Source organism: Streptomyces sp. NPDC006743 (genome assembly GCF_040703815.1).
In the GTDB taxonomy this organism is placed as follows: Bacteria; Actinomycetota; Actinomycetes; order Streptomycetales; family Streptomycetaceae; genus Streptomyces.
On sequence record NZ_JBEYJA010000022.1, the window covers coordinates 27,579 to 48,848 of the forward strand.

Here is a 21,270-nt window from a genome sequence, read left to right on the forward strand (position 1 = left end):
AAAGGAAGGTGCCCGAGATCAGGGGTCGGCGACGGACTGTGTCAGATGCTCTGCCGTTTGAGCTGCACCGGCCCTGAGCCGGTGACGGGATTCGAACCCGCAACCGTCCGATCCGAAGAAGTAACCGTTGCCTGCGCACCGGGCACCCACCATGAGCCGCGCCTCCCGAGATCAGTTCGGCAGCGGCGTGGATTCTGTGCGAAGAAGTAGCCGCGGCCCGCGCACCGGGAGGTGCGTGAAGCTTTCGGTGTCCAGAGATCGAGGGCGGCTGAACCGACGTGTGGTGCTCTGCCTCTGAGCCACACCGGCGCGTGGTGCCGGTGGCGGGATTCGAACCCGCGGCCTCCCCAAGATGAATGGAAGTAGGTCCTGCCTGTCGCACCTGGACGTGCATCACTCTAGGAGGGAGACCGCGGGCCGGGCGAACGAATTTGTTCCGCGGCCGGCCCGTCCGTGCTCCGGCCGGCCGCGTTCACCCCGGTTGGTTCAACCGCCCTGCGCGGAGCGCGCCTTGAAGGCCGCCTTGCGGGCCTCCTTCGCGATCTTCTTGTCGGGGTGCAGCCGTCCCATGGCCTCCAGGACGTCCGCCGTCCGCGGGTGGTCCACCCGCCAGGCGGCGGCGAAGAACCCGCTGTGCTGCTCGGCGAGGCCCTGCACCAGGGCGTGCAGTTCGTCGGACTCGCCCTCGGCGGCCAGTTGCGCGGCCACGGTGTCGATGGTGAGCCAGAAGACCATGTCCTGGGTCGGCGGGGGCACGTCCGGAAGGCCGCGCTCGGTCAGCCAGACCCGGGCGAGGCCGCCCAGTTCGGCGTCGTCGAGCACCTCGCGCAGCGCCGGTTCGGCCACGGCGCCCACCAGGGACAGCGCCTGCTGGCAGCGCAGCCGGCGCAGCGGGGCCCCGGCGTCCGTGCCGCGCGCCGCGGCGAGCAGTTCGCGGGCGGCGGCCAGGGGTTCGCGGCGCGCCAGCCACTGCTCGGTCTCGGCGTGCGTGGCGGCGGGCGGGAAGGCGGCGGTGCCGTCGAGCAGCGCGTCCGCTCCCTTGTCCGCGAGGTCGCCGACGGCCGGGGCGTCGTGGCCGGCCTCCAGGAGCCGGGCGCGCATGCCGTACAGCCCGAGCGGGGTGAGCCGCACCATGCCGTACCGGGCGACCTCCACCTCGTCGTCGGTCACCGGCGTCGCGGCGGTCTCCCCCGTCCGCCCCGCGCCCTCGCCGTCCGCGGCCTCCCCCGTGTCCTCCAGAAGGGCCTCGTCCACCGGCCGGTAGTCGACGAGCCCGACGGGCTCCAGCAGCCGGAACTGGTCGTCCAGCCGCATCATCGCCTCGGAGACCTGTTCCAGTATGTCGTCGGTGGGCTCCCCCATGTCGCTGGGCACGATCATGGAGGCGGCGAGCGCGGGCAGCGGCACGGGTGCGCCGGCGGGGCCCTCCTCGCCGACGGTGAGCAGGTACAGGTTGGCGAGCACCCCGTCCAGGAACTCCGCCTCGGCCTGCGGGTCCCAGTCCAGCGTGGAGAGGTCGACGGCGCCGCCCTCGTCCATCGCGCCGATCAGGCCGTCCAGGTCGGGCACGCTCGCGTCGGCCAGGACCGCGTCCAGCGCGGCCAGCCAGACGGTGAGCACGTCGTGCGGGGAGCCGCCGGTGAGCAGCCGCAGTTCCGCGCCCGCCGTGACGGTTCCCTCCTCCTCGTCGGTGATCTCGACGAGCCCGGTGTCGACGGCCAGCCGCCAGGCCTCGCTCGCCCAGGCCGCCGCGTCGTCGCCGTCGAGCCCCAGTTCCCCGGCGGCGGTGGGCAGTTGCTCCGGCACCAGCGCGCCGCCGGCGTCGACCCGGGTCCCGGGTCCGGCCCACCGGGCGAGCCGGGCGGCCCGGGACAGGAGCGGGGTGGCGAGGGCGTCCCGGGCCAGTTCCGGTTCGGAAGCCAGCCGCACCGGCGGCAGCGGGGACGTGTCTGACATCGACTGGTTCTCCTAGGACCTGGTGGCCGGGGGTGCGCGCCCCCGGGCCGAAAAAGCCTGACGACTCAACCGCTCAGCCTAGACGGATTTCCACCCATGCCGACCGGTTCATCTGCCGGACCCCTCGCGTACATGGCCGAAACCTTGACAACCACCCTGGCCGCGCAGGAGATTGACGCGCGTAGAAATTCGGGGGACAGCTGTTCACCGACTGCTCTGCGCGCCGCGCCGCCCGTCGGTCGCGGCGTCCGGTTCCACGCACCACCCTCGTCCCGGCGCTCCTGTACGTCCCCGGAGGGATTCCGTTGCCCAGCAAGTCTTCCGCGCGGCTGGCCGCGCTGACCGTCGCCGCCGTCTGCTCCGCGGCGGCGGTCACCCAGATGATCGTGCTCCCCGCGCCCGCGCACGCGGACTCCGTGCGCATCCATGACATCCAGGGCACGACCCGGATCTCCCCGTACGCCGGCCAGAAGGTCTCGGACGTGGCCGGAATCGTCACCGGGGTCCGTGCCTACGGCTCCTCCAAGGGTTTCTGGATGCAGGACCCCGACCCGGACGCGGACCCGGCCACGAGCGAGGGCGTCTTCGTCTTCACCAGCTCCGCCCCGAAGGCGGCCGTGGGCGACTCGGTGACGGTCACCGGCACGGTCTCCGAGTACGTCCCCGGCGGCACCTCCTCGGGCAACCAGTCGATCACCGAGATCACCAAGCCCGCCGTCACCGTGCTCTCCCACGGCAACGCCGTCCCGGCCCCGGTCGTCCTCGACGCGGAGTCGGTGCCCGCGGCCTACGCCCCGGCCGGCGACAGCGCGGCGAACGGCTCGGTCAACGCCCTGCCGCTGCGCCCCGAGCGCTACGCCCTGGACCGCTACGAGTCGCTGGAGGGCATGAACGTCCAGGTCCAGGACGCCCGTGTGGTCACCGCCACCGACCCGTACACCGAGCTGTGGGTGACGGTGAAGCCGCACGAGCACGCCACCCGGCGCGGCGGCACGGTGTACGGCTCCTACGACTCCCAGAACACCGGCCGGCTCCAGATCCAGTCGCTGGGCCCCACCGCCGGCTTCCCGGTGGCGGACGTCGGGGACACCCTCGCGGGCGCCACCACCGGCCCGCTGGACTACAACCAGTTCGGCGGCTACACGCTGGTCGCCGACCGGCTCGGCACGCTGGAGAGCGGCGGTCTGCGGCGCGAGACGACCCGCGCGCAGTCCCGCGGCGAGCTGGCGGTGGCCACCTACAACGTGGAGAACCTGGACCCGTCCGACACCACTTTCGCGGCGCACGCCTCGGCGATCGTGCACAACCTGCGCTCGCCCGACATCGTGTCGCTGGAGGAGATCCAGGACGACAACGGCGCCACCGACGACGGCACGGTCACCGCGGGCGTGACGATGACCAAGCTGATCGACGCGATCGTCGCGGCGGGCGGCCCGCGGTACGAGTGGCGCTCCATCGACCCGGTCAACGACCAGGACGGCGGCGAGCCCGGCGGCAACATCCGCCAGGCCTTCCTGTTCAACCCGGCCCGGGTCTCCTTCACCGACCGCCCCGGCGGGGACTCCACCACCGCCGTCGGCGTCACCCGGGTGCACGGCAAGGCCGCCCTGACCGCCTCCCCGGGGCGCGTCGACCCGGCGAGCGAGGCCTGGAAGTCCAGCCGCAAGCCGCTGGCGGGCGAGTTCGTCTTCCACGGCCGCACGGTCTTCGTGATCGCCAACCACTTCGCGTCCAAGGGCGGCGACCAGGGGCTGACCTCGCAGTACCAGCCGCCGGTGCGCAGCTCGGAGACGCAGCGCCACCTCCAGGCGGCCGAGGTGAACTCCTTCGTCAAGGACATCCTGAAGGTCCAGCGGAACGCGGACGTGATCGCCCTCGGTGACATCAACGACTTCGAGTTCTCCGGCACCGCGCGGATCCTGGAGGGCGGCGGCGAGCTGTGGTCGGCGATCAAGTCGCTGCCCAGGAGCGAGCGGTACACGTACGACTACCAGGGCAACGCGCAGGTCCTGGACCAGATCCTGATCAGCCCGTCGATCCGGCACGGCCACCGCTTCGACTACGACAGCGTGCACATCAACTCCGAGTTCCACGACCAGATCAGCGACCACGACCCGCAGGTGCTGCGGCTGCGCCCGTAGCGGGCGGCTGCGGCCGGGCGGCGACGCGCCCGGCCGCGGCCGGGCCGGCCGGCTTCAGGCGGGGACGAGCCCGAGCGCGTGCTCGTAGCGGCTGACGGTGCTGCTCTTGACGCCGGGCCAGGTCTGGACGCGCTTCCACTGTCCGGTCGGTGACCCGACGCCCTCGCCCGGGGCCGCGAGCGCTTCCCGGTGCGCCCGGGCGTTCTCCCACTCGGCGTAGTTCAGGACCCGTGTGCCGTCGGTGCTCAGGTGGAAGTGGGCGGCGATCCCGCCGGGGTGCGGGTCCGGCTCCGCGTCCAGGGCTTCGAGGACCGCGTCGGCCCAGGCGCGCTGCCGGCCGGGGTCGGGGCCGTCGAACTCGACGTCGACGATCACGATGCTCCCGGGCACCCGTCCAGGACGGCCGGCGGAGCCGCGGTGGTACCGGTAGCGGCCGAGCCGGACCCGCTCGATGCCGGGAACGGCGGTGTCGATCTCGTCGACCCGCTCCTGCCGGTGCGCCTTCACGAACGCCTCGAACGCCTGCTCGCTCGCCCACTGCGAGTGGTGGAGCAGCGTGGAGCCGTCCTCGCCGGTGTAGACGTGGTACGAGAGCAGGTCGCGGGCCGGCCACGGGCGGCGGGTCCAGGTCTCGGCGATGGCCTCGACGGTCTGCCGCTGCCGCTCGGGGGTGCCCACCCGCCACGTGCTGAAGAGGGGGGCGCCCACGCGCGGGTCGGTGAGGTCGGGGTGCGCGGTGGTACGGCGGGTCGTACGGGGTACGGACATCATCTGGGCGGGCCTCCGTGCTCGCGGGACACGACGGACGCGACGGCGTCCGACCGGGACGCCCCCACTCTCGGACCTCAACCAAAGTCGAGGTCAACCCCGCTTCGCGCGGCACGGTTCCGCCCCGGTCCGCGTACCGGCCGTGCCCGCCGTGCCCGCCGTGCCCGCCGTATCCGAGGGCACCAGCCCCGTCCGTATGCGGCCCATGCCCCCGTACCAGCCATATCCGCGCACCGGTCCTCTCGGCGTGACGGCCCTCTCGGCGTGCGGCTCGTGTCGGCCCACGCCCCATGCGCGTACCAGCCGCGTCCGCCTACCAGCCGTGTCCGAGGCACCACACCACCCTGCCCGCGAGCGGCCCGTGCCCGTACCACCCCTATGCGCGAACCAGCTGTATCGGGGGGCGGCCGTATCCGCGGGCGCGGCCGTATCCGGGGCGCGGCCCTATCCGCGGGCCGTCTCCCGTACGGGTACGCCGCCGCCCCTCCTCCGCCCGCCCTCGGACGCGCGCACGCGCGCCCCGGCGCACGTGTGCGGCGCGCCACTGGCTCGTGGCGCGCCGCACCTCGGCCGTACTCTGCGTCCTCTCACCTGTGCGCGCGCCGCCGCCTCAGCAGTCCCGCCGTCAGCGCGACCATTCCCGCCGCGCCCAGGATCAGCAGCGGGCGCGGATGGCGGCGGCAGGCGCGGGCTGCGTCGCTCACCGGCCGGCCGGCGGACTGCCGCGTGCGCCGCAGCGCGTCGGCGGCCCGTTCCTCGGCGCGGTGCCCGGCCTGCGCGGCACCGCTGCGCATCTGGACGCTCATGGCCCCGGCGCGGTCCCGCAGGTCGGCCGCGCGGGCCCTGGTGCGGCCCTTGACGTCGGCCTTCGCCGCCAGTTCCTCGACGGTGTCGCCGAGCCGGGTCCTGGTCTGCTCGATCTGCCGGCGCAGTTCGTCCGGCCCCTTCGCTCCCAGGGCTCGCGCGGCCCCGCCGGCCGCCCCCTGCCTGCCGTCGGTCATCGGTGGTGTGCCCTTTCCTTGAGTTCCTCGACGTCCGCCTTGACGCTGCCGAGCGCCTGCTGCGGTGTGGGCGGTCCGGCGCGCCGCAACTGGGCGCGTCCGGTCAGGGCCAGCAGGCCCGCGAGCGCGAACAGCACGCCGGTCACGATGAGTGCGGCGGCCCACACGGGCAGCACCAGCGCGAGTGCGGCCACGCCCGTCCCGGCGAGCGCGAACACCCCCACGTACGCGAGTGCGCCCGCGGCGCCCAGCAGTCCGCCGCCGCGCCCCATGCGCCGCCCCTTGGCGGTCAGCTCCTCCTTGGCGAGGGCGACTTCCTGCCGTGCCAGCAGGGAGAGCTGTTCGGTGGCGTCGTGGACGAGTTCGCCCACCGACCGGTCGTGCGCCGGGCGGTCGCCCGCTACGGGGTGCTGCGCGCGGACAGGTCTGGCATCGATGGTCCCGGTCACGGTGTCCCGCCTCCTCTCGGTCCGGGACGGCCGGGTACCCGTCGACGCCTCCGCTACCCCTGGCCCGGGCCGCGCTCGCCGAGCAGGGCCAGCTGGGTCTGGAACCAGTCGAGCCGGGCCTGCAACAGGGCGGCCTCGGCGACGAGTTCGGGCACGCCCGGGCCGCCCCGGCCGTCCGGACCGGCCACGTCCGCGAGCCCCGCCGGACTGCCCGCAGCGCCCGCAGCGCCCGCAGCGCTCGCCGCGGCCTGCCCGGCCTCATCCGCCGGGCCGGGTTCCGCGAGGACCCGCAGCCCGTCCCCGGCCAGCCGGGCGAACCCGGTGAGGGTCAGGGCCGTACGTCCGCGCACGCAGCCCGCGCAGGCGGCGGCCAGGGCCAGCCGGCCGGGCCGGCCCCAGCCCGCGTCGGCCAGCGCGGCGGCAGGCGCGCCACACGCGCACGGTCCGACCGTCATCGCCCGCACCCGCTGGCGGGCATAGCGGTACCCGCGTTCGAAGCGGATGTAGGCACCGAGGACGGACACCTCCAGGAGCACCGCGGACCGGTGCTCGGCGGTGCACAACAGCGCCTGCGCGGCGGCGCGTTCGTGCACGCAGTGGAAGCCGCAGTCGCAGAGCCGGGCGGGCGGCCGGTGCCGGCGACCGTAGACGCAGCCGGCGTCCGCGACGACGCCGTACGGCAGCGCACCGCCGAGCGACACTCCGGTGAACCCGGCCCGGGTGCCGTCCCGTGACAGCACCGGGTGGGCGATCTTGTAACCGGTCGGCGGCTCCGTCGGGTGTTCCGTCGGCAGCCGCAGCCTCATCGGGCGGCCGGGACCTCTTCGGGCGCGGTGGCGGCGGGTGTCTCCTCCGGGACCCGGACGGCCTCCGCGGGAGTCTCCTCCTCGACCGGCCGCGGCTGCTCCTCCTCCTGCGCGACTCCGGTGGCCAGTGCCTTGCCGAGCTTCATGACGCCTCCCATGAGCTGCCGGTCAGTGACCTTCACCCCCCATGGTGACCCAAACGGCCGACTTTGGACACAGCACACTGTCGTTCCAGCATTGCTTACCGATTCTCTGTAGAAGAATTAAGTGGAGCTTCATGAACAGTCCGCCGAGACTACCTCCATGACGACGATCACGAAGAGCACACCGGGTGCCGGTGCCCCCGCCCGCCCCGTCGGCCGCACCCTGTGCGCCATGGTCACGCCCTTCACCCCGTCGGGCGCCCTCGACCTGGACGGCGCCGGGCGCCTGGCCGACCACCTGGTGAGCGAGGGGTGCGACGGGCTCGTCCTGAACGGCACGACCGGCGAGTCGCCGACCACCACGGACGCCGAGAAGGCGGACTTGGTCCGTGCCGTCCGGGAGGCCGTCGGGGACCGGGCCACACTGGTCGCGGGCGTCGGCACGGCCGACACCCGGCACACCGTCGACCTCGCCCTGGCAGCCGAGAAGGCCGGTGCCGACGCGGTGCTGGTGGTGACGCCGTACTACAGCAGACCCCCGCAGGACGCGGTGGAGGCGCACTTCCGCACGGTCGCGGACGCCTCGGGACTGCCCGTCGTGCTCTACGACATCCCGGGCCGCACCGGCACCCGCATCGAGGCCACGACGCTGCTGCGCCTGGCCGCGCACCCGCGCATCGTCGCCGTCAAGGACTGCTCCTACGACTTCCTCGGCGTCCAGAAGCTGCTGGCGCGCACGGACCTGGCGTTCTACGCGGGCTGCGACGAGCACAACCTCGCTCTCTACGCGGTCGGCGGCGCGGGATACGTCAGCACGGTCGCGAACGTCGTTCCCGGCCGACTGCGCGCCGTCCTGGACGCGTTCGACGCGGGCGACACGGCGCGGGCCGCCCGGTTGCAGCAACAGGCCACGGAACTCGTCGAGTTGACGATGTCCGCGGGACTGCCCGGTGCGGTCACCGTCAAGGGCCTGCTGAACGCGCTCGGGCTGCCCGCGGGCCCGGTCCGCGCGCCCCTGCGCCCCGCGGACCGGGAGGCGGTCGACGCCCTGCTCACGGCCCGCGAACGGCTCATGGCGTCCGCGCCCTGACCCCGCACGGCGCACGCGGCGGGCCGCCCGCTCGCCGGGGTGCGGCGACGCAAAGAGCCCGGCGGACCCCGCGCCCACGACGGCAGGGCCCCCGGGGGGCCACCCTGATCCACCACGTGAACCCGTGCAGGAGCCGACGCACCCCGCACCTCGCGGCACCGACCGCCTTCGCGCCCTCCGTCACGCCGTGGGTCCAACCGCCGTCACCGCTGCAAAAGCATGCGGCGCCCCTCCTGACGGAAAGGACGCCGCACCGTGACGATCGCTGGCGCGACGTCAGTTGTGACTGTGCAGGATCTCGTTCAGTCCGCCCCAGACCGCGTTGTTCGGGCGGGCCTCGACGGCGCCGGTGACCGAGTTGCGGCGGAAGAGGATGTTGGAGGCGCCGGAGAGTTCGCGGGCCTTGACGATCTGTCCGTCGGGCATGGTGACGCGGGTGCCCGCGGTGACGTACAGGCCGGCCTCCACGACGCACTCGTCACCGAGCGCGATGCCCACGCCCGCCTCGGCGCCGACCAGGCAGCGCTCGCCGATGGAGATGATCACGTTGCCGCCGCCGGAGAGCGTGCCCATGGTGGAGGCGCCGCCGCCGATGTCCGAGCCGTCGCCGACCACGACACCCGCGGAAATGCGGCCCTCGACCATGGAGGTGCCCAGGGTGCCCGCGTTGAAGTTCACGAAGCCCTCGTGCATGACCGTGGTGCCCTCGGCGAGGTGGGCGCCGAGGCGGACCCGGTCGGCGTCGGCGATACGGACGCCCTTGGGGGCCACGTAGTCCGTCATGCGGGGGAACTTGTCGATGGAGGTCACCTGCAGGTGCAGGCCCTCGGCGCGGGCGTTGAGCCGCACCTTCTCGACGTCGTCGACGGCGACCGGGCCCAGCGAGGTCCAGGCGACGTTGGCGAGGAAGCCGAACATGCCGTCCAGGCTCAGGCCGTGCGGCTTGACCAGGCGGTGGGAGAGCAGGTGCAGGCGCAGGTAGACGTCGTGCGCGTCGATCGGCTTCTCGTCCAGCGAGGCGATGACCGTACGGACCGCGACCACCTCGACGCCCCGGCGGGCGTCCGGACCGGTCGCCGCGGTCGCGCCGCCGCCGAGCAGTCCGGCGGCGCGCTCGGCGGACAGCCGCTCGGTCCCGGCCGGGCCGGGCTCGTCCGTCAGTTCGGGGGCGGGGAACCACGTGTCGAGGACGGTGCCGTCGGCGGCGATCGTGGCGAGTCCGGCGGCGACGGCGCCGGTGGTGCGGGGAGCAGTGTCGGTCATGGGGAAAACCTAACGTGGGGGCGGGTGCGGGAGCGAACCGTGTCTCACGTGCCGGGCGGCCTCGGTGGGATCACCCGAGCCAGCACCTCGCGGGCGTACTCCTCGTCGTACGAACCGCCCGTCAGCAGCACCTGGAGGCAGATGCCGTCCACCAGGGCCACCAGCGCGCGGGCGGTGACCGGGTCGGTGTGCCGGGACAGGAGGGCGGCGAGGCCGTCGGCCCACTCGGCGGCGACCGGACGCAGGGCGGGGCGGCGCAGGGCGGCCAGGTACAGCTCGTACTCCAGCTCGACTCCGGTACGGTCGCCGGCCAGCCACTCCCCCGTCGCGGCGGCGAGTTCGCGCGCCAGGTCGGGGTGCGGGGCGGCCAGCGCGCCGCGTGCGGCGACCGCCTCGGCGAAGCCGTCGTTGGCCTGGCGCAGGGCTGCGACCAGCAGATCGTCGAGGGTGGCGAAGTGGTAGGTCGTGGAGCCCAGCGGCACATCGGCCTCGGCGGCGACGGTGCGGTGGCTGAGCCCGGCGATGCCCTTGGCCCCCACGACCCGGATCGCCGCGTCGATGATCCGCTGCCGCCGGCCGGGATCGTAGCGCCGGGGCATCAGTGGGCGCCGCCCAGGTTGAGCACGACCACGCCGACGATGATCAGCGCGATCCCGGCGGCCTTCACGAGGTTCATGCCTTCGCCCATGAAGGCCACACCGATGGTGGCGATGGCCGCGGTGCCTATGCCGGACCAGATGGCGTAGGCCGTGCCGACGTTGAGGGTCTTGAGGGTCTGGGCGAGCAGCGCGAAGGAGATCAGGTAGCCGAGCGCGGTCAGGACCGAGGGACCCACCCTGCTGAACCCCTCGCTGTACTTCATGGCGGTGGTTCCGGCGACCTCGGCGGCTATGGCCCCGGCCAGGAAGAGGTATCCCATGTGTACGAGCGTACATAACGGCGGAGGGCCGGGAACAGGGGGCGCGGACAGCGAAACGGCGGCACCCGGGGGGTGCCGCCGTCCGTCGCCGCGTCCGTCAGACGTTGAACCCGAGCGCCCTCAGCTGCTCGCGGCCGTCGTCCGTGATCTTGTCCGGACCCCACGGCGGCATCCAGACCCAGTTGATGCGCAGCTCGTTGACGAGACCGTCCGTGGCGGACTTGGCCTGGTCCTCGATGACGTCGGTGAGCGGGCAGGCCGCCGACGTCAGGGTCATGTCGACGGTCGCGATGTTCGACTCGTCGACGTGGATGCCGTAGATGAGGCCGAGGTTGACGACGTCGATGCCCAGTTCGGGGTCGACGACGTCCATCAGGGCCTCGCGGAGCTCCTCCTCCGAGGCGGGCTTCATCTCCACGGTCTCGCTCATGCCGTCTTCCTTTCGGCGTCGGCGCCGTCCAGCGCCTGGGCCGTCGCGTCCTTCCAGGCCATCCAGCTCAGCAGGGCGCACTTGACCCGGGCCGGATACTTGGACACCCCGGCGAACGCGACCGCGTCCTCCAGGACCTCCTCCATCGCGTCGTCGGGCTCGATCTTCCCCTTGGACTGCATCAGCTCCAGGAAGGTCTCCTGGATCTTCTGCGCCTCGGCCAGGTCCTTGCCGACCAGGAGGTCGTTCAGCACCGAGGCCGAGGCCTGGCTGATGGAGCAGCCCTGCCCCTCGTAGCTGACGTCCTCGATCGTCGTACCGTCGTACTTCACACGGAGGGTGATCTCGTCGCCGCACGTCGGGTTGACGTGGTGCACCTCGGCGTCACCGTCCCGCAAGCCCCGCCCGTGCGGGTGCTTGTAGTGGTCCAGGATGACGTCCTGGTACATGGAGTCCAGCTTCACGCCTCAGCCCCTCATCCGAAGAAGTTCCGTACGTGCTCCAGGCCGTCGACCAGGGCGTCGATCTCGGCCGGCGTGGAGTACAGATAGAACGACGCTCGCGTGGTCGCAGGAATTCCGTACCGCAGGCAGACCGGCCGGGCGCAGTGGTGACCGACCCGGACCGCGATGCCCTGTTCGTCGAGGACCTGGCCCACGTCGTGCGGGTGGATGTCGCCGAGCGTGAAGGAGATCGCCGCGCCGCGGTCCTCGGCCGTGGTCGGGCCGATGATGCGCAGGTCGGGGACCTCCGCGAGCCGCTTCACCGCGTACTCGGTGAGCGCGTGCTCGTGCGCGAGGACCTTGTCCATGCCGATCGCGTTCAGGTAGTCGATCGCCGCACCCAGGCCGATGGCCTGCGAGATCGGCGGGGTGCCGGCCTCGAACTTGTGCGGGGCGGGGGCGTAGGTCGAGGAGTGCATCGACACCGTCTCGATCATCTCGCCGCCGCCGAGGAACGGAGGCAGGTCCTCCAGGAGTTCCTGGCGGCCCCAGAGCACGCCGATGCCGGTCGGGCCGCACATCTTGTGGCCGGTGAAGGCCACGAAGTCGGCCTGCAGGGCCTGTACGTCCAGCGGCATGTGCGGGGCGGCCTGCGAGGCGTCGATGCAGACCAGGGCGCCGACCTCCTGGGCGCGGCGCACTATCGCCTCGACCGGGTTGAGGGTGCCGAGGATGTTGGAGACCAGCACGAAGGAGACGATCTTCGTCTTCTCGGTGATGACCTCCTCGATGTTCGACAGGTCCAGGCGGCCGTCGTCGGTCAGGCCGAACCACTTCAGCTTCGCGCCCGTGCGCTGCGCCAGCAGCTGCCACGGCACGATGTTGGAGTGGTGCTCCATCTCGGTGATGACGATCTCGGTGTCATGGTCCACCCGGTAGGGCTCGTCGGCCCAGCCGAGCATGTTCGCCACGAGGTTGAGCGACTCGGAGGCGTTCTTCGTGAAGATCACCTCGTCGCGGCTGGGCGCGTTGACGAACGCCGCGACCTTGTCGCGGGCGCCCTCGTACAGCGCCGTGGCCTCCTCGGCGAGCACGTGCACACCGCGGTGCACGTTGGCGTTGTGCTGTTCGTAGTACTCGGACAGCACGTCGAGCACCTGGCGCGGGGTCTGCGAGGTCGCCGCGTTGTCCAGGTACACGAGCTTCTTGCCGTCGTGGACCAGCCGGTCCAGCACGGGGAAGTCCTTGCGGATCGCCTCGGTGTCGAGGAGGCCCGGCAGCTGTGTCACGCGGATGCGCCACCCTTCACGTATGCCTCGTAGCCCTCGTTCTCCAGCTTGTCCGCCAGCTCGGCGCCGCCGGACTCGGCGATGCGGCCGTCGGCGAACACGTGCACGAAGTCGGGCTTGATGTAGCGCAGGATGCGCGTGTAGTGCGTGATCAGCAGGGTGCCGACCTCGCCGGTCTCGCGGACGCGGTTGACGCCCTCGGAGACGATCCGCAGCGCGTCGACGTCCAGGCCGGAGTCGGTCTCGTCGAGGATCGCGACCTTCGGCTTGAGCAGTTCGAGCTGGAGGATCTCGTGGCGCTTCTTCTCACCGCCGGAGAAGCCCTCGTTGACGTTGCGCTCGGCGAAGGCGGGGTCCATGTGGAGCCGCTCCATGGTCTCCTTGACCTCCTTCACCCAGGTGCGCAGCTTGGGGGCCTCGCCGCGGATGGCGGTGGCGGAGGTGCGCAGGAAGTTGGAGACCGAGACGCCGGGGACCTCGACCGGGTACTGCATCGCCAGGAACAGGCCGGCGCGGGCGCGCTCGTCGACGGACATCTCCAGGACGTCCTCGCCGTCGAGGGTGACGGTGCCGCCGGTGATCGTGTACTTCGGGTGACCCGCGAGCGAGTAGGCGAGGGTCGACTTGCCGGAGCCGTTGGGGCCCATGATGGCGTGCGTCTCGCCCTGCTTCACGGTGAGGTCGACGCCCTTGAGGATCTCCTTCGTGGCGTTGTCGGCCTCGACGGTGACGTGCAGGTCTCGGATTTCAAGCGTTGCCATGGATGCCTCAGGACTCCTGGGAGAGGGAGACGAGCACGTCGTCCCCTTCGATCTTTACGGGGTATACGGGGACGGGACGCGTCGCCGGAAGACTGTCGGGCTTGCCGGAACGGAGGTCGAAGCGCGAGCCGTGCAGCCAGCACTCGATGTGGCAGTCGTCGACCTCGCCCTCGGCGAGCGAGACGTTCGCGTGCGAGCAGATGTCGTGGATCGCGAACACCTCGCCCTCGGTGTGCACCACGGAGATGGGCGTGCCGTCGAGTTCCACCCGCTTCGGGGTGTCCTCCTCCAGCTCGCTCAGCGCGCACACACGTACAAAGGCACCGCTCATGCGACGGACGCCTCCAGCTCCTCCTCGATCTTGGCGAGCAGGCGCTCCTCGATGTCCTTGACACCGATCTGCTGGACCAGTTCGGCGAAGAAGCCACGGACGACGAGGCGGCGGGCCTCGTGCTCCGGGATGCCGCGGGCCATCAGGTAGAAGAGCTGCTCGTCGTCGAAGCGTCCGGTGGCGGAGGCGTGGCCGGCGCCGACGATCTCACCGGTCTCGATCTCCAGGTTCGGCACGGAGTCGACCCGGGCGCCGTCGGTCAGCACCAAGTTGCGGTTCATCTCGTAGGTGTCGGTGCCCTCGGCCCGGGCCTCGATGAGCACGTCACCGATCCACACCGCGTGCGCCTGCTCGCCCTGGAGGGCGCCCTTGTACACGACGTTCGACTTGCAGTGCGGGGCGTCGTGGTCGACGAAGAGGCGGTGCTCCTGGTGCTGGCCCGAGTCGGTGAAGTACAGGCCGAGCATCTCGACCTCGCCGCCGGCCCCGGCGTACGTCACGCGCGGGTGCAGCCGGACCACGTCGCCGCCGAAGGTGACGACGACCGACCTGAAGGTGGCGTCCCGGCCGACCAGCGCGTTGTGCTGGCCGACGTGGACGGCCTTGTCGTCCCAGTCCTGGACGGAGACGACGGTGAGCTTGGCGCCGTCGCCCAGGAGGTAGTCGACGTTGGCGGCGAGGACCGCGTCACCGGTGTGGTCGATGACGACGACGGCCTCGGCGAAGGCGCCCAGCTCGACGACCTGGTGGCCGTAGGCGACCCCGCCCTCGCCGTGCACCGCGATGCGGATCGGCTCGGTCAGGACGGTCTCCTTGGGGACGGTCACGACCGAGGCCTGCTCGAAGGCGGAGTAGGCCTGCGCGGCGACGCGGTCGACCGGGGTGCCGGCCTTGCCGAGCCGCGCGTCGTCACGGCCGACGCTCTCCACGGTCACGCCCTCGGGGGCCTGGATGTCCACCTTCACGCCGGTGCCGGTGGCGGTCGCGGTGCCGTCGTGCAGACCACGCAGCCGCTCCAGCGGGGTGAAGCGCCATTCCTCCTCCCGGCCGTGCGGGACCGGGAAGTCCGCCACGTCGAAGGACGGGGGCGCGCTCATGCGGGTGGCGACGGTCGACTCCGCGGCCACCGCGATCTGGCCGGCGGTGGTGGAACCCACCGGTGGGGGCGCCCCCTGTCCGAGCGGAGTCGGGGACTGGGGGGAGTTCTGGGCCTCAGCCATGGCTGTCGGTCTGCTCTCTTCCTACGTCAGTGTTCGCTGGCTGTCTCGGCGGGCGGTCGTCAGCCGACCGCGCCTTCCATCTGCAGCTCGATCAGCCGGTTCAGCTCCAGCGCGTACTCCATGGGGAGTTCCTTGGCGATCGGCTCGACGAAGCCGCGCACGATCATCGCCATCGCCTCGAACTCGGACAGACCGCGGCTCATCAGGTAGAAGAGCTGGTCCTCGGAGACCTTGGAGACGGTCGCCTCGTGGCCCATGGACACGTCGTCCTCACGGACGTCCACGTAGGGGTAGGTGTCGGAGCGGGAGATGGTGTCGACGAGCAGCGCGTCGCACAGCACGTTGGACTTGGAGCCCGCGGCGCCCTCACCGATCTCGACCAGGCCGCGGTACGAGGTGCGGCCGCCGCCGCGCGCCACCGACTTGGAGACGATGTTGGAGGAGGTGTTCGGCGCCATGTGCACCATCTTGGAACCGGCGTCCTGGTGCTGGCCCTCGCCCGCGAAGGCGATGGACAGGGTCTCGCCCTTGGCGTGCTCGCCCATCAGGTAGACGGCCGGGTACTTCATCGTCACCTTGGAGCCGATGTTGCCGTCGATCCACTCCATGGTCGCGCCCTCGTAGGCGACGGCGCGCTTGGTGACCAGGTTGTAGACGTTGTTCGACCAGTTCTGGATGGTCGTGTAGCGGCAGCGGGCGTTCTTCTTGACGATGATCTCGACGACCGCGGAGTGCAGGGAGTCCGACTTGTAGATCGGGGCCGTGCAGCCCTCGACGTAGTGCACGTAGGCACCCTCGTCGACGATGATCAGGGTCCGCTCGAACTGGCCCATGTTCTCCGTGTTGATGCGGAAGTAGGCCTGGAGCGGGATCTCGACGTGCACGCCCTTCGGCACGTAGATGAAGGAGCCGCCGGACCACACGGCGGTGTTCAGCGCGGCGAACTTGTTGTCGCCGGCCGGGATGACCGTGCCGAAGTACTCCTTGAAGAGCTCCGGGTGCTCCTTCAGGGCGGTGTCGGTGTCCAGGAAGATGACGCCCTGCTCCTCCAGGTCCTCGCGGATCTGGTGGTAGACGACCTCCGACTCGTACTGGGCGGCCACACCGGCGACCAGGCGCTGCTTCTCGGCCTCGGGGATGCCCAGCTTGTCGTAGGTGTTCTTGATGTCCTCGGGCAGGTCCTCCCAGGACTCCGCCTGCTTCTCCGTGGAGCGCACGAAGTACTTGATGTTGTCGAAGTCGATCCCCGACAGGTCCGAGCCCCAGTTCGGCATGGGCTTCTTCTCGAAGAGCTTCAGGCCCTTGAGGCGCAGCTTCGTCATCCACTCCGGCTCGGACTTCTTGCCCGAGATGTCACGGACGACGTCCTCGTTCAGGCCGCGCCTGGCAGAGGCACCGGCCACGTCGGAGTCGGCCCAGCCGTATTCGTACTTGCCCAGGCCCTCGAGTTCGGGGTGGGCAGTCTCCGTGGGGAGAGTCATGCGGGGTTCCTCCCGGCCGTGCTTGCGGATGCGTTGTCTGTCTGGGAAATCCTGGGGATGAACGTCGTGCAGACGCCGTCGCCGTGGGCGATGGTCGCCAGTCGCTGGACATGGGTACCCAGCAGTTCGGCGAAGATCTCCGTCTCCGCCTCGCACAGCTGGGGGAACTGTTCCGCGACGTGGGCGACCGGGCAGTGGTGCTGGCAGAGCTGCTCGCCGACCGGTGCGCTGCGCGCCGTAGCAGCGTACCCGTCCTGGCTCAGGGCCTTGGCGAGCGCTTCGGCGCGTTCACCGGGGCCCGCCGCCTCGATCGCCCGGCGGTAGGCGCTCGCCTGGGCGGCGATGCGGGCCCGGGCGAAGGCGGCGACCGCCTCCTGGCCGCCCTCGCGCTCGGCGATCCAGCGCATGGCGTCCGCGGCGAGCTTGTCGTACGACTGGTCGAAGGCGTCCCGGCCGCAGTCGGTGAGCGCGAAGACCTTGGCGGGCCGGCCGCGCGTCCGGGCGCCGTACACCCGCCGCTCGCGGGCCTCCACGACGTCGTCGGCGACCAGCGCGTCCAGGTGGCGCCGCACGGCGGCCTGGGTGAGCCCCAGCCTGCCGGCCAGCTCGGCGACGGTCGAGGGACCGTGGTCCAGGATGGACCGCGCGACCCGGTTGCGCGTGGAACGCTCCCCGGTCGCGAACTCCTCCTGCGGGGCCCCCGTGGGGGTCTCCCGAGCCTCGCCGACGTTTTTCACAACGCCATTGTTGCGTAATTCCTCGGACCCTGACAAGCGCCGCCGGTCAGGGCGCACGGTGCCCTGCGTCACTTAGGCGAACCTAATCCGACCTGCGGAAACGGTCGGTGATCGATCAAACGGGTGGCGGCTTCCCTCCGGGTGCGCCAGACTCCCCGGCCATGCCCGCACCCCTGCCGACCGGCCCTCTTGTGACCCGCGACACGGTCGCCGCCGCCCTGCGCGCCCTCGGAGTACGGCCCGGCGAGGTCCTTCTGGTCCACTCCTCCCTGAAGTCCCTCGGCTGGGTCTGCGGAGGCCCCGTCGCCGTCGTCCGGGGGCTCCTCGACGCCCTCGGCCCGGACGGCACCCTCGTCGTCCCCGCCCACAGCGGCGACCTCTCCGACCCGGCCCTGTGGGGCAACCCGCCGGTGCCCGAGGAGTGGTGGGACACCATCCGGGCCACCCTGCCCGCCTACGACCCCGCCACGACGCCCACCTGCGGCGTCGGCGTCGTCCCCGAGACCGTCCGGACCTGGCCGGGCGCCCTGCGCAGCGCCCACCCCCAGACGTCGTTCGCCGCGGTCGGCCCGCGCGCGCGGGAGATCACCGACGGCCACGCCACCGACTGCCGGCTGGGCGAGCAAAGTCCCCTGGCCCGGCTGGAGGCCGCCGGCGCCCGCGTGCTCCTGCTCGGTGCCGGATACGACACCTGCACCTGCTTCCACCTCGCCGAGTACCGCGTCCCCGCGCCCCTCGTGCGGGAGGGCAGACCCGGACCGCGCGGCTGGGAGACCGTGACCGAGGTGTCGGTCACCTCCGAACGGTTCGGCGAACTCGGGCACGACTTCGAACGGGACCGGCCCGTCGCCATCGGAAAGGTCGGCGCGGCCGACGCCCGGCTCTTCCCCGTGGCCGACGCGGTCGCCTACGCCGAACGCTGGCTCCCCCTGCACCGTCCCCGTGAGGAGGACATCACGCACCCGCCCGCCTGAAGCGCCCGGCGCGTCCCTAGACTCTGGACCCATGCGAAGTGAGCCAGTGGTCCAGGTGCAGTCCCTGGTGAAGCGGTACGGCACCAAGACCGCGGTGGACGGCCTCGACCTGGTGGCGCGGGCGGGTGTGACCGCCGTTCTCGGTCCCAACGGCGCCGGCAAGACGACCACGGTCGAGACCTGCGAGGGGTACCGGAAGCCGGACTCCGGCACGGTGCGCGTCCTGGGCCTCGACCCGGTCGGGCAGTCCGCCGCGCTGCGCCCCCGGGTCGGCGTGATGCTGCAGTCCGGCGGCGTCTACTCCGGGGCCAGGGCCGAGGAGATGCTCCGGCACGTCGCCAGGCTGCACGCCCACCCCCTGGACGTGGACGCCCTGATCGAACGGCTGGGGCTGGGCGGCTGCGGGCGGACGAGCTACCGCCGCCTCTCCGGCGGCCAGCAGCAGCGCCTCGCGCTCGCCATGGCCGTCGTCGGCCGCCCCGAGCTGGTCTTCCTCGACGAACCGACCGCCGGTCTCGACCCGCAGGCCCGCCGGGCCACCTGGGACCTGGTGCGCGACCTGCGCGCCGACGGGGTGTCCGTGATCCTCACCACCCACCACATGGACGAGGCCGAACAACTCGCCGACGACGTCGCGATCATCGACGCCGGCCGGGTCATCGCACAGGGCTCCCCCGAGGAGCTGTGCCGCGGCGGCGCGGAGAACACCCTGCGCTTCAGCGGCCGCCCCGGCCTCGACGTCGCCTCCCTGCTCAAGGCCCTGCCCCCCGAGTCCTCCGCCGCCGAACTGACGCCCGGCGCGTACCGGGTGGTCGGCGAGATCGACCCCCAACTGCTCGCCACGGTGACGTCCTGGTGCGCGCAGCACGGTGTGATGCCCGACCGGATCTCCGTGGAACGGCACACACTCGAGGACGTCTTTTTGGAGCTGACCGGCAAGGAGCTGCGTTCATGAACCCGTCCCGCACCGAGCCCGGCCGGGGGTCCGGGGGGCGCCCCCCGGAAGGACACAGCCTGGAGCTGACCGGCAAGGAGCTGCGTTCATGAATCCGTCCCGCACCGAGCCCGGCCGGGGGTCCGGGGGTCGCCCCCCGGGAGGACACAGCCTGGAGCTGACCGGCAAGGAGCTGCGCTCGTGACCACCGCCACCGGCTCACCGACGGGCACGTACACGCCCGATCCCGGCGCCGCCCCGCTGAGCCGCATGATCGCGGCACAGGCGGCGCTGGAGACGAAGATGCTGCTGCGCAACGGCGAGCAGCTGCTGCTCACCGTCGTCATCCCGACCCTGCTGCTGGCGCTGTTCAGTTCCGTGGACATCGTGGACACCGGCGCGGGCAAGGCCGTGGACTTCCTCACACCCGGCGTCCTGGCGCTCGCCGTCATGTCGACGGCGTTCACCGGGCAGGCCATCGCCACCGGCTTCGAGCGCCGCTACGGCGTTCTGAAGCGGCTGGCCTCCTCCCCGCTGCCGCGCTGGGCCCTGATGACCGCCAAGACGGTGTCCGTGCTGGTCACCGAGGTGCTCCAGGTGATCCTGCTGACGGTGATCGCCTTCGCGCTCGGCTGGTCCCCGCACGGCGGGCCGCTCGCCGTGCTGGTGCTGCTGGTGCTCGGTACGGCCGCGTTCTCCGGGCTCGGCCTGCTGATGGCCGGCACGCTCAAGGCCGAGGCGACCCTGGCCGCCGCCAACCTGGTGTTCCTGCTGCTGCTCGTCGGCGGCGGCGTGATCGTGCCGCTGGACAAGTTCCCCGCCGGCGCCCAGGACGTGCTGGGTCTGCTGCCGATCTCGGCCCTGTCCGACGGGCTGCGGGACGTGCTCCAGCACGGCGCCGCGATGCCGTGGGGCGACGCCGGGATCCTCGCCGGGTGGGCGGTCGTGGCCCTGGCCGCCGCCGGGAAGTTCTTCCGCTGGGAGTAGGACCGCGGACCCCATGGACCCTCGTGAGACGGACCCTCGTGAAAGCGTGCACAAGCGGCGCCCTACGATGGAACGCGTGCCGAACCTGACCCGCGACGACGCCGTGTCCGCCGTACGCAACCCGCTCGCCTTCATCGCCGGACGCTGGACCCCGCAGCCAAGGACCGTCCGGCGGGCGGCCATGGCCGCGCTCGTCATGGCGGTGATCATCGTCGTCACCGGCGGCGCCGTGCGGCTGACCGGCTCCGGCCTGGGCTGCCCCACCTGGCCGACCTGCACCGACGACTCGCTGACCACGACCCGTGCGATGGGCTTCCACGGGGTCATCGAGTTCGGCAACCGCATGCTGACGTACGTGCTGTGCGCCGCCGTCGGCTGGGCCATCGTCGCCGCCCGCGCGCAGAAGCCCTGGCGGCGCGGCCTGACCCGGCTGGGCTGGGCGCAGTTCTGGGTGGTCATGGGCAACGCGGTGCTCGGCGGCATCGTCGTCCTCGTCGGGCTGAACCCCTACACCGTCGCGGCGCACTTCCTGCTCACCACCGCGCTGATCGCGGTCGCCACGGTGATGTGGCAGCGCACCCGTGAGGGTGACGGGCAGCCGCGTCCGCTGGTCGGCAAGGCGGTGCAGCAGCTGGTGTGGTTCCTGGTCGTCGCGAGCGTGCTGCTGATCGCGGCGGGCACGGTGGTGACCGGCGCGGGTCCGCACGCGGGCGACTCCGCGGAGGTCGAGCGCATCCCGCTCGACTGGGAGACGGTCGCCAAGGCGCACGCGGTGCTGGCCTGGATCGTGGTGACGCTGACGTTCGCCCTGTGGTTCGTCCTCAAGGCCGTGGACGCGCCCAAGGGGCCGCTGCACCGCACGCGGGACCTGTTCCTGGTCCTGCTCGCCCAGGGCGTCATCGGGTACGTGCAGTACTTCACGCACCTGCCGGAGGTCCTGGTGGGCCTGCACATGCTGGGGTCCTGCCTGATGTGGATCGGCGTGCTGCGGGTGCTGCTGTCGCTGCGCGAGCGGCCTGAGACGGTGAGCGGCAGGCTGCCGGAGGCGCCGGTGGAGACGGCCTCGCTGACGAAGGCGTAACGGCGCCGGGCCGCGTCGGGGATCCGCGCACAGGGGCGCCTGCGGGCAGGGCGCCCGCGCGCGGAG

23 protein-coding genes are annotated in these 21,270 nt (G+C 72.0%); 6 read left to right on the top strand and 17 right to left on the bottom strand.

All coding sequences use genetic code 11. The annotated features are described in order from the left end of the window. Window positions 1–486 precede the first annotated feature (486 nt). Window positions 487–1,956 (bottom strand): hypothetical protein, encoded by a 1,470-nt coding sequence (locus ABZ719_RS19530; protein ID WP_366726428.1) that lies wholly within the window; start codon window positions 1,954–1,956, stop codon window positions 487–489. A gap of 305 nt (window positions 1,957–2,261) precedes the next feature. Between ABZ719_RS19530 and ABZ719_RS19535 the strand changes: the two genes are divergently transcribed. After that, window positions 2,262–4,097 (top strand): endonuclease/exonuclease/phosphatase family protein, encoded by a 1,836-nt coding sequence (locus ABZ719_RS19535; RefSeq protein ID WP_366726429.1) that lies wholly within the window; start codon window positions 2,262–2,264, stop codon window positions 4,095–4,097. A 54-nt stretch (window positions 4,098–4,151) separates the two neighbouring features. Here the strand turns inward: ABZ719_RS19535 and ABZ719_RS19540 are convergent, their stop codons facing one another. The 5 genes from ABZ719_RS19540 to ABZ719_RS19560 form a co-directional block, all read right to left on the bottom strand. Further along, a complete protein-coding gene (locus ABZ719_RS19540) occupies window positions 4,152–4,868 on the bottom strand; it encodes an antibiotic biosynthesis monooxygenase (RefSeq protein ID WP_366726430.1) in 717 nt (238 codons plus the stop codon). 584 nt (window positions 4,869–5,452) lie between these two features. Continuing rightward, complete coding sequence (locus ABZ719_RS19545; RefSeq protein ID WP_366726431.1) at window positions 5,453–5,866, bottom strand: DUF3618 domain-containing protein; 414 nt, start codon at window positions 5,864–5,866, stop codon at window positions 5,453–5,455. Beyond that, window positions 5,863–6,315 (bottom strand): phage holin family protein, encoded by a 453-nt coding sequence (locus ABZ719_RS19550; protein ID WP_366726432.1) that lies wholly within the window; start codon window positions 6,313–6,315, stop codon window positions 5,863–5,865. Before ABZ719_RS19550 ends, ABZ719_RS19545 begins: the two co-directional genes overlap by 4 nt. Window positions 6,316–6,368: 53 nt before the next feature. Then, window positions 6,369–7,121, bottom strand: coding sequence for a hypothetical protein (locus ABZ719_RS19555; protein ID WP_366726433.1), 753 nt, complete (start codon window positions 7,119–7,121; stop codon window positions 6,369–6,371). After that, the gene (locus ABZ719_RS19560) at window positions 7,118–7,267 is read right to left on the bottom strand and encodes a hypothetical protein (protein WP_366726434.1); all 150 of its coding nucleotides are present in this window, start codon (window positions 7,265–7,267) and stop codon (window positions 7,118–7,120) included. Before ABZ719_RS19560 ends, ABZ719_RS19555 begins: the two co-directional genes overlap by 4 nt. Before the next feature lie 157 nt (window positions 7,268–7,424). Here ABZ719_RS19560 and dapA point away from each other — a divergent pair, with 157 nt between their 5' ends. After that, entirely contained in the window at window positions 7,425–8,354 is a 930-nt protein-coding gene (dapA, locus tag ABZ719_RS19565; RefSeq protein WP_366726435.1) for a 4-hydroxy-tetrahydrodipicolinate synthase, read from the top strand. 276 nt (window positions 8,355–8,630) lie between these two features. Here the strand turns inward: dapA and dapD are convergent, their stop codons facing one another. The 11 genes from dapD to ABZ719_RS19620 all read right to left on the bottom strand — a co-directional run bounded on the left by dapD (window position 8,631) and on the right by ABZ719_RS19620 (window position 17,228). Next, complete coding sequence (dapD, locus tag ABZ719_RS19570; RefSeq protein ID WP_366726436.1) at window positions 8,631–9,617, bottom strand: 2,3,4,5-tetrahydropyridine-2,6-dicarboxylate N-succinyltransferase; 987 nt, start codon at window positions 9,615–9,617, stop codon at window positions 8,631–8,633. 44 nt (window positions 9,618–9,661) lie between these two features. Continuing rightward, window positions 9,662–10,216, bottom strand: coding sequence for a TetR family transcriptional regulator (locus tag ABZ719_RS19575; protein WP_366726437.1), 555 nt, complete (start codon window positions 10,214–10,216; stop codon window positions 9,662–9,664). Next, window positions 10,216–10,536 (bottom strand): multidrug efflux SMR transporter, encoded by a 321-nt coding sequence (locus ABZ719_RS19580; RefSeq protein ID WP_366726438.1) that lies wholly within the window; start codon window positions 10,534–10,536, stop codon window positions 10,216–10,218. The genes ABZ719_RS19575 and ABZ719_RS19580 overlap by 1 nt, the downstream gene beginning before the upstream one ends. 97 nt (window positions 10,537–10,633) lie before the next feature. After that, window positions 10,634–10,966 carry a metal-sulfur cluster assembly factor gene (locus ABZ719_RS19585; RefSeq protein WP_010039749.1) on the bottom strand — a complete coding sequence of 111 codons (333 nt, stop codon included), beginning with the start codon at window positions 10,964–10,966 and terminating at the stop codon, window positions 10,634–10,636. Then, window positions 10,963–11,430, bottom strand: coding sequence for a Fe-S cluster assembly sulfur transfer protein SufU (gene sufU / locus ABZ719_RS19590; protein WP_366726439.1), 468 nt, complete (start codon window positions 11,428–11,430; stop codon window positions 10,963–10,965). The genes ABZ719_RS19585 and sufU overlap by 4 nt, the downstream gene beginning before the upstream one ends. An 11-nt stretch (window positions 11,431–11,441) precedes the next feature. Continuing rightward, window positions 11,442–12,698, bottom strand: coding sequence for a cysteine desulfurase (locus ABZ719_RS19595; RefSeq protein ID WP_366726440.1), 1,257 nt, complete (start codon window positions 12,696–12,698; stop codon window positions 11,442–11,444). Continuing rightward, a complete protein-coding gene (gene sufC / locus ABZ719_RS19600; protein WP_366726441.1) occupies window positions 12,695–13,459 on the bottom strand; it encodes a Fe-S cluster assembly ATPase SufC in 765 nt (254 codons plus the stop codon). The genes ABZ719_RS19595 and sufC overlap by 4 nt, the downstream gene beginning before the upstream one ends. Before the next feature lie 7 nt (window positions 13,460–13,466). Further along, on the bottom strand, window positions 13,467–13,790 hold the full coding sequence (locus ABZ719_RS19605; RefSeq protein WP_360962584.1) for a non-heme iron oxygenase ferredoxin subunit: 324 nt from the start codon (window positions 13,788–13,790) through the stop codon (window positions 13,467–13,469). Beyond that, window positions 13,787–15,010: a Fe-S cluster assembly protein SufD gene (gene sufD, locus ABZ719_RS19610; protein WP_366726442.1), complete on the bottom strand. Its 1,224-nt coding sequence runs from the start codon at window positions 15,008–15,010 to the stop codon at window positions 13,787–13,789. Before sufD ends, ABZ719_RS19605 begins: the two co-directional genes overlap by 4 nt. Before the next feature lie 59 nt (window positions 15,011–15,069). Next, entirely contained in the window at window positions 15,070–16,491 is a 1,422-nt protein-coding gene (sufB, locus tag ABZ719_RS19615) for a Fe-S cluster assembly protein SufB (RefSeq protein WP_225828092.1), read from the bottom strand. Further along, window positions 16,488–17,228: an ArsR family transcriptional regulator gene (locus tag ABZ719_RS19620; RefSeq protein ID WP_366726443.1), complete on the bottom strand. Its 741-nt coding sequence runs from the start codon at window positions 17,226–17,228 to the stop codon at window positions 16,488–16,490. The genes sufB and ABZ719_RS19620 overlap by 4 nt, the downstream gene beginning before the upstream one ends. 161 nt (window positions 17,229–17,389) lie before the next feature. On the opposite strand from ABZ719_RS19620, the gene ABZ719_RS19625 reads away from it, so the two are divergent. From ABZ719_RS19625 to ABZ719_RS19640, 4 genes are all read left to right on the top strand, one after another. Beyond that, window positions 17,390–18,202, top strand: coding sequence for an AAC(3) family N-acetyltransferase (locus ABZ719_RS19625; RefSeq protein WP_366726444.1), 813 nt, complete (start codon window positions 17,390–17,392; stop codon window positions 18,200–18,202). A 31-nt stretch (window positions 18,203–18,233) separates the two neighbouring features. Then, complete coding sequence (locus ABZ719_RS19630; RefSeq protein ID WP_366726445.1) at window positions 18,234–19,157, top strand: ABC transporter ATP-binding protein; 924 nt, start codon at window positions 18,234–18,236, stop codon at window positions 19,155–19,157. A gap of 180 nt (window positions 19,158–19,337) precedes the next feature. After that, window positions 19,338–20,123, top strand: a complete 786-nt coding sequence (locus ABZ719_RS19635) for an ABC transporter permease (protein WP_366726446.1) — start codon at window positions 19,338–19,340, stop codon at window positions 20,121–20,123. A 67-nt stretch (window positions 20,124–20,190) separates the two neighbouring features. Further along, window positions 20,191–21,204, top strand: a complete 1,014-nt coding sequence (locus tag ABZ719_RS19640; protein WP_366726447.1) for a COX15/CtaA family protein — start codon at window positions 20,191–20,193, stop codon at window positions 21,202–21,204. The last annotated feature ends 66 nt before the right edge of the window (window positions 21,205–21,270 follow it).

Excerpts from the sequence above, each read along its gene's own strand:
- ABZ719_RS19605 (WP_360962584.1), bottom strand. The coding sequence starts at position 13,790 with ATGAGCGGTGCCTTTGTACGTGTGTGCGCGCTGAGCGAGCTGGAGGAG.
- sufD (WP_366726442.1), bottom strand. The coding sequence starts at position 15,010 with ATGGCTGAGGCCCAGAACTCCCCCCAGTCCCCGACTCCGCTCGGACAG.
- sufC (WP_366726441.1), bottom strand. The coding sequence starts at position 13,459 with ATGGCAACGCTTGAAATCCGAGACCTGCACGTCACCGTCGAGGCCGAC.
- ABZ719_RS19630 (WP_366726445.1), top strand. The coding sequence starts at position 18,234 with ATGCGAAGTGAGCCAGTGGTCCAGGTGCAGTCCCTGGTGAAGCGGTAC.
- ABZ719_RS19545 (WP_366726431.1), bottom strand. The coding sequence starts at position 5,866 with ATGACCGACGGCAGGCAGGGGGCGGCCGGCGGGGCCGCGCGAGCCCTG.
- ABZ719_RS19585 (WP_010039749.1), bottom strand. The coding sequence starts at position 10,966 with ATGAGCGAGACCGTGGAGATGAAGCCCGCCTCGGAGGAGGAGCTCCGC.
- sufB (WP_225828092.1), bottom strand. The coding sequence starts at position 16,491 with ATGACTCTCCCCACGGAGACTGCCCACCCCGAACTCGAGGGCCTGGGC.
- ABZ719_RS19640 (WP_366726447.1), top strand. The coding sequence starts at position 20,191 with ATGGAACGCGTGCCGAACCTGACCCGCGACGACGCCGTGTCCGCCGTA.
- dapD (WP_366726436.1), bottom strand. The coding sequence starts at position 9,617 with ATGACCGACACTGCTCCCCGCACCACCGGCGCCGTCGCCGCCGGACTC.
- dapA (WP_366726435.1), top strand. The coding sequence starts at position 7,425 with ATGACGACGATCACGAAGAGCACACCGGGTGCCGGTGCCCCCGCCCGC.
- ABZ719_RS19625 (WP_366726444.1), top strand. The coding sequence starts at position 17,390 with ATGCCCGCACCCCTGCCGACCGGCCCTCTTGTGACCCGCGACACGGTC.
- ABZ719_RS19540 (WP_366726430.1), bottom strand. The coding sequence starts at position 4,868 with ATGATGTCCGTACCCCGTACGACCCGCCGTACCACCGCGCACCCCGAC.
- ABZ719_RS19575 (WP_366726437.1), bottom strand. The coding sequence starts at position 10,216 with ATGCCCCGGCGCTACGATCCCGGCCGGCGGCAGCGGATCATCGACGCG.
- ABZ719_RS19530 (WP_366726428.1), bottom strand. The coding sequence starts at position 1,956 with ATGTCAGACACGTCCCCGCTGCCGCCGGTGCGGCTGGCTTCCGAACCG.
- ABZ719_RS19555 (WP_366726433.1), bottom strand. The coding sequence starts at position 7,121 with ATGAGGCTGCGGCTGCCGACGGAACACCCGACGGAGCCGCCGACCGGT.
- ABZ719_RS19580 (WP_366726438.1), bottom strand. The coding sequence starts at position 10,536 with ATGGGATACCTCTTCCTGGCCGGGGCCATAGCCGCCGAGGTCGCCGGA.
- ABZ719_RS19560 (WP_366726434.1), bottom strand. The coding sequence starts at position 7,267 with ATGAAGCTCGGCAAGGCACTGGCCACCGGAGTCGCGCAGGAGGAGGAG.